At 45.8% G+C, this 6,315-nt stretch carries 7 protein-coding genes; all 7 read left to right on the top strand.

The window, feature by feature from the left end; genetic code table 11:
• Nucleotides 1-189 precede the first annotated feature (189 nt).
• The 7 genes from KDK15_RS06525 to mazG all read left to right on the top strand — a co-directional run bounded on the left by KDK15_RS06525 (nt 190) and on the right by mazG (nt 6,058).
• Nucleotides 190-402: an AbrB/MazE/SpoVT family DNA-binding domain-containing protein gene (locus KDK15_RS06525; RefSeq protein WP_257294561.1), complete on the top strand. Its 213-nt coding sequence runs from the start codon at nt 190-192 to the stop codon at nt 400-402.
• A complete protein-coding gene (locus KDK15_RS06520) occupies nt 402-809 on the top strand; it encodes a type II toxin-antitoxin system VapC family toxin (RefSeq protein ID WP_257294560.1) in 408 nt (135 codons plus the stop codon). Before KDK15_RS06525 ends, KDK15_RS06520 begins: the two co-directional genes overlap by 1 nt.
• Nucleotides 766-1,026 (top strand): hypothetical protein, encoded by a 261-nt coding sequence (locus KDK15_RS06515; RefSeq protein ID WP_257294559.1) that lies wholly within the window; start codon nt 766-768, stop codon nt 1,024-1,026. Before KDK15_RS06520 ends, KDK15_RS06515 begins: the two co-directional genes overlap by 44 nt.
• A 107-nt stretch (nt 1,027-1,133) precedes the next feature.
• Complete coding sequence (locus KDK15_RS06510) at nt 1,134-2,561, top strand: hypothetical protein (protein ID WP_257294558.1); 1,428 nt, start codon at nt 1,134-1,136, stop codon at nt 2,559-2,561.
• A gap of 49 nt (nt 2,562-2,610) precedes the next feature.
• The gene (locus tag KDK15_RS06505; protein ID WP_257294557.1) at nt 2,611-2,796 is read left to right on the top strand and encodes a hypothetical protein; all 186 of its coding nucleotides are present in this window, start codon (nt 2,611-2,613) and stop codon (nt 2,794-2,796) included.
• A 123-nt stretch (nt 2,797-2,919) separates the two neighbouring features.
• On the top strand, nt 2,920-5,172 hold the full coding sequence (gene relA / locus KDK15_RS06500; RefSeq protein WP_257294556.1) for a GTP diphosphokinase: 2,253 nt from the start codon (nt 2,920-2,922) through the stop codon (nt 5,170-5,172).
• Nucleotides 5,173-5,251: 79 nt separating this feature from the next.
• Entirely contained in the window at nt 5,252-6,058 is an 807-nt protein-coding gene (mazG, locus tag KDK15_RS06495; protein ID WP_257294555.1) for a nucleoside triphosphate pyrophosphohydrolase, read from the top strand.
• Nucleotides 6,059-6,315: the final 257 nt, after the last annotated feature.

The raw sequence follows: 6,315 nt of genomic DNA, 5'->3' as shown, positions 1-6,315 counted from the left end.
AGAAGAAGGGGCAGCCGTGCCTTTTTATGCCTGTTTCAAACCCGAGCATCGCGTAGTACTAGGTAGTAGTATATTGTGTTGACTAGCAGGAATTCCAACGAAGGTCCAGTACAGCCTCTTCTTTATATATTGCGATAAGTAAAGCGATTCGCTATCTTTACTATACGCAATATGTAAAGAGACAAAGCTATGCCTAAACTCAGTGCCAAACGGCAAATCACTATACCTGCCGGTCAGTGTGAAGAACTTGGCATCAAGCCAGGAGATGAAATCGACAGCTTTATCGTCGATGGTCGGATTACCTTGATCAAGAAGCATAAAGGGGCAGCAAAAGGGGTTCTGAAGCACGTCAAGGCCAAGCAGGACATCTCAGATGACGATTCACTTCAGAGTGCTTTGTAGTGATAGCCATTGATACCAATATTCTACTCCGGTACTTGCTGGAAGATGATGAAAAGCAGTCAAAACAGGCCACTCGGTTGATTCAGAGAGAGGGAAAGGTTCTGGTGACTGATGCCGCTCTGGTTGAGACAGTCTGGACGCTGAAGGGCAAAAAGTACCAGCTTACCAAGTCTGAAATCATCGAGACCATTTTGCAGCTTTTTCAGGAAACCAACCTCCACTTTGAGGACGATCAGGTTGTTTGGAAAGCCCTGAGTGACTTTAAGAACGCAAAGCCTGTAAAAGGTAAGGAAGCGGACTTTGCTGATGCGCTCATTGTATGCAAAGGTCGAAGCGTGATTGAGAAGCAGAAAGAGGTATTCAATGGCTCGTTCACTTTTGACAAAGCTGCACAAAAACATTATTGACCCGTTGATTAATAATAGCGATGTAAAACTCTTGGAAAGTCAGCGCCTTCCCAATGAAGAAGACGGTGGCGTTAGGGTCAATGAAAACGAGGTCATTGATGGCACGTCAATAACCATGTCAACGCTTCGATGGATCCGCTTCGGGGTGCTGCAGAGGCCAAGAATAGTAACCGGACAGGTTAATGCTGATTATTCCTTATCAGTAAAAGTTAAGTAAAAAACAGTCAAATATATTCTGAATTAACCTAACAACGATTTAGAGTTTGATATGGACCTGCCCTTTGCAAGCAGGCTTAATCTAACTGAATTGTAGGAGTTTGGATTGTGGATAGAATAACAGCAGATGCTAATAAAAATGCACACTTTTCTTCCGAAAAAAATATAATCCCTGATAAGGATAAACGCCATTTTATCTGGGATGTCAAACAAGACCAGGAGCAGGGTTCATGGTTAAAACCATTAACCAAGATTATTACTGGTGCTTATAGCTTTGTTGGTCAGCGTTCTATAACAGCTAAACAAGAAAATGAAATCTCTGCAAATGGAACAGACTATAAGCCTATTCAAAAGCAAAGCCATGAAGAAGTGTATTATGATGCATTAACTCAAGAACAATGGGATGATAAATACAAAGAAGTCACACTTCCAGGCAACTCTAATCAATTGCTGCAGTGGGTCATATTTAATGATAAAACCAATTCAAAAAATATTGGGGTAAGTGAAAATCCGATAGGAGATAGGCAAATAGAGCAGTTGAAAAATATTCTTTCTGAAGTAAAAAGGCACTATCCAGTTAACACGCCAACAATTCATCTTGTTTATGAAGTATTCCAGCCAGAGCTATTGGATGATATGCAAAAAGAAGAAGTCAATAAGTTTTTCAAAAAACTGGAAGCAACAAATGATAATTTGAAGGTTATTCATTTTAATGAAATCAAAGATGCGGTTGAATACGGTGATACTGCTTCAAAATTAAGGCTTGGAATAATCAAACAAGAAGAAACAGGGCTGAGAAAAAAATTTTGGCTTCTTTCAAATTTTGCCGAATTAATGGATGGAAAAAAATGTCATTTTCATGATGCGTGCGGCCCTGATATAACTGAAACATGGAAAAATATGGTTGAAATTAGTCCATGGCTAGAGATTATTAATGACCAGGAAATATTAAATTGCCATGACAAAAATGATATTCTACAGCTCAAAATGTGTAAGGAGTTTATAAGACAAATAGATATGCTGACACTTGAGCAAATACAAAATATTGATATGCAAAAAGATACACAGCCATTAATAACAGGAACAAAATCTTTGTATGTTGACTTGCAACGATGCATATTGTTATATGATTCAGACCTTATTCAAGATACATCAAGCAATAATGGCTGTTTAATATACCGGGATTTTGATACAACAATGTCAGCAGCCATGCCAGATATTTCTTTAAAGACGAAAGAAGTCCTTGGAGTAGGAGATCACTTAGTGTCTGAACCATCCAGTTGGACGCCACCTGACTCCAAGATCGTTATCGAAAATGCAGTAATGGGTGTTGCGTGTTCTAAACATAAAACCATCAAAACTGTAATAGAAAGAACTAAATCCGAAGTAATGGAGTCTTCTGACCCTGACTCTTTGCAAAAGAATAACAAATATTTTAATAGTTATAATTATGTCTACGATCAATTAGAAGGAAAACTAATCAGTCCACCTGAGTCAACTTTCGCTCATTCAAAAAGTGGTTTAATGGATAAGTAAGCTAAGACCAAATTTTAACATAGGTTAAAAATGCAATACTACAGTTTTCATGATTGAGCAACTGGCCTGCTTATTGTCTGACCGACTGTTGTATATTTCCTGCAATCCGGCAACTCTGGCAAGAGATTCTGGCAGTCCTGTCTCCCATGGTTTCAGGCTTGAGCGTTTGTGTGTAATGGATATGTTTCCGCAAACTGCTCATGTGGAGTCCATGGCGCTTTTTGTCAGAGCATAGATTTTTAGCAAGTAGCCTGTTAATGGCTACTTTCCGGTAGTAGTCTTAAGCCCGACACCTGACCGGGGGTTTGGGTACCGGTGACAGGGCATTATTTATACAGAAAGAGACGGAATGGAATAGATGGTCAAGGTCAGAGAGGATCAGCCTCAGCTCTTCGACGGCAGTGTCGACCTGGGTGCCTGGCTGAATCGCCTGCAGGAACGTTATGGTGTTGGTGATACTGATAGCCTGAGGGAGGCCTGCGAGTTGGCCCGACAGGCTGAGCTGCTGGCATTGCAGCGCTCTCTCGACACTGAAGAAACAGCCTGGCCTTCGGGAAAAGGGTGTTTTAGAACCGGGTTGGACATGGCAGAGATCCTTGCCGAGCTGAAACTGGATATGGATACCCTGGTTGCTGCTGTCCTCTATCGGGCTGTCCGTGAAACCAAACTGTCTCTTGACCAGGTTGAAGAGAATTTTGGCAAGGTGGTTGCCGGTCTGATCAAAGACGTTCAGGGCATGGCGGCCATCAGCAATATCCAGAACCCCAGAAAGCAGGTTCTCGATCATCATCAGGACCAGCTGGAAAAAGTTCGCAAGATGCTGGTTTCCATTATTGACGATGTCCGTGTTGCCCTGATCAAACTGGCTGAGCGAACCTGTGCTATCCGGGCTGTTCAGCACGCCAGTAAGGAGAAACGGCAGCGGGTTGCCAGAGAGGTGTTTGAAATTTATGCGCCGCTGGCCCACCGGCTTGGTATTGGTTATATCAAGTGGGAGCTCGAAGACCTCTCCTTCCGTTACCTTAAGCCCCAGGACTATAAGAAAATCGCCAGATTACTGGATGGCAAACGACTTGATCGCCAGAAATACATTACCGACGTCATCGATACCCTGAAAGCATCACTGTCGGATGCAAGGATTGAGAGTGATGTCAGTGGTCGGGTGAAGCATATCTACAGTATCTGGCGGAAGATGAAACGGAAAAACGTCGATTTCCGGGATCTCTATGATATTCGTGCGGTCCGTATTCTCACCCATGAAGTCCGCGACTGTTATGCGGCACTGGGGGTCGTACACTCTCTCTGGAATCATATTCCCAAAGAATTTGATGATTACATTGCCACTCCGAAAGAGAATGGCTACCGCTCCCTGCACACGGCGGTGTTTGGCCCTGATGGCAAAACCCTTGAAGTTCAGATACGTACCCATGATATGCATGAGGAAGCAGAGTTCGGGGTCTGCGCGCACTGGAAGTACAAGGGCACTGACGTTAATAGTCGCAGTGACAGCTACGAGGAAAAAATCTCCTGGCTGCGTCAGGTTATGGAGTGGCATGAAGACCTTGGCGATCTGGGTGAACTGGGTGGTCAGTGGCGTGCGGATGTAGAGCCCGACCGAATCTATGTGTTCACCAAAGATGGACATGTTGTTGATCTGTCGGTGGGAGCTACCCCTATCGATTTTGCCTACCGGATTCACTCAGAAGTGGGCAGCCGCTGCAGAGGTGCGAAAGTTGCCGGTCGTATTGTACCGTTAACCCATAAACTCAAAACCGGGGATCAGGTGGAAATTCTTACAGCTCCCAATGCCCGCCCCAGCCGGGACTGGCTGAACCCTGATCTTGGCTATGTCAACACCAGTCGTGCCAGGGCCAAGATCACCAGCTGGTTCAAAAAGCAGGATCGGGACGCCAATATCACCGATGGTCAGAGCCTGCTGGAATTGGAGCTTAAGCGTCAGGCGTTGCAGGGTGTTAATTACTCTGAGCTTGCCCGGGCTGTGAACTGCCTTTCACCGGATGATATGTTTGCCGGTATCGGTGCCGGTGACATAAAGCTTCGCCATGTGGTTTTCCTGGCACAGAAGCAGGTTGCGCCAGAAGAAGAGAAGACGTTTGAAATTCGCACCAAACCACAACAGGAACGTTTGTCAGACAGCACCATTACTATTGATGGTGTCGGTAATCTGCTCACTCAGATGGCGGGTTGCTGCCAGCCGGTGCCAGGGGATCCGATTGTCGGTTATATAACCGTTGGCCGTGGCGTAACGATTCATCGGGAAGACTGTAATACTGCGCTCTCTTTGCGCAGTCGTGAGCCTGAGCGCCTGATAGAAGTTAACTGGGGAACCCGGCCTGACTACAGTTATCCGGTTGATGTCATCATTACGGCTTATGACCGCTCGGGCCTGTTAAGAGACATTACCATGGTATTGGCTAACGATAAGGTGAATGTTCTCTCTATGCAGACCCGGACCAGCAAGGAAGAGCATTTAGCCAGCATGCTGCTGACTATGGAAGTTCCGAGTCTGGAGAGCCTGGGACGCATCCTTGCCAAGGTCAGTCAGTTGCCCAATGTTATCGATGCTGTTCGTCATCGTAAAATGAGTTAAGTTATTCGACTGATTCCCACGCCTGGCGTGGGAATCCCCCCCCCTTTTTCATGCGTTTACATTCTTCCAGGAGCCGGGTTTGTCACATTCCATTGATGATCTGATTACTTTGATGGCCAGACTCAGAGATACAGAACATGGTTGTCCATGGGATCTGAAACAGACCTTTGCCACCATTGCCCCCTATACATTGGAAGAGGCCTGCGAAGTCGCCGAAGCCATTGAGCGGGAAGATTACGACAACCTGAAAGAAGAGCTGGGTGACCTGTTATTTCAGGTGATTTTCCATGCCCAGATGGCCAGAGAAAGCGGCTTTTTTGACTTTGCGGATATCAGTAAAGGGTTGTTGGCAAAATTACTACGTCGACATCCCCATGTCTTTCCCGATGGCAGTCTTGAGTCGTTTGCTGCCGGGCAGCAGCTGACACCAGAACAAGTCAAACAGAAGTGGCAGGAAATAAAGGCCGAAGAAAAAAAGCAGAAAGGGCGAAAAAAGCGACACTCTGCCATGCCTGATGATTTGCCGACCATGTTGCCAACCTTGCAGCGTGCCGAAAAAATTCAGGCGGCAGCGGCCAGTGTCGGTTTTGACTGGCCTGAACCGGAGCCAGTATTTGATAAGATTCACGAAGAGCTGGATGAACTCCGTGCAGCCAGAAGCGAAAGTCAGGAGCGGATGTCGGAAGAAATGGGTGACCTGTTATTTGCCTGTGTCAATCTTGCCCGGCACCTCGGTGTTGATGCCGATATGGCATTGCGCAAAGCCTGCCACAAATTTGATGCTCGGTTCCGGAAAATGGAAGCCCTGGCTACCGAACATGAGGAACGTTTTGAACAACTGACGCTGGAAGAGATGGAAAGCTACTGGCAGCAGTGTAAACAATGATTCTGGGGAAAGTGCTTCCGATGTTAACCGGAGGCGCATTCTGTTCTGTCAGCAGGTAACCATCGGATTTTGGACTGGCCCTGAGGCCAGCGATAATGTTTCCCTTCGAACAGCGGGCTACCCAGACCCGCTCATCACTTGATGCCTTTCCTTTGCCGTGAAAATAAATTGGAAGTCGCTGTTTACAAGGGCTCCAAGGAGGGAATCCCAATATATTTTCATAGCTGAGGGTGGCCGAAAATAAATCGGCCATGAAT

The organism is Endozoicomonas sp. YOMI1 (genome assembly GCF_024606345.1).
Lineage (GTDB): Bacteria > Pseudomonadota > Gammaproteobacteria > Pseudomonadales > Endozoicomonadaceae > Endozoicomonas.
Note: the sequence above shows the minus strand (reverse complement) of the source record. Positions and strands in the feature narration are given on the sequence as shown.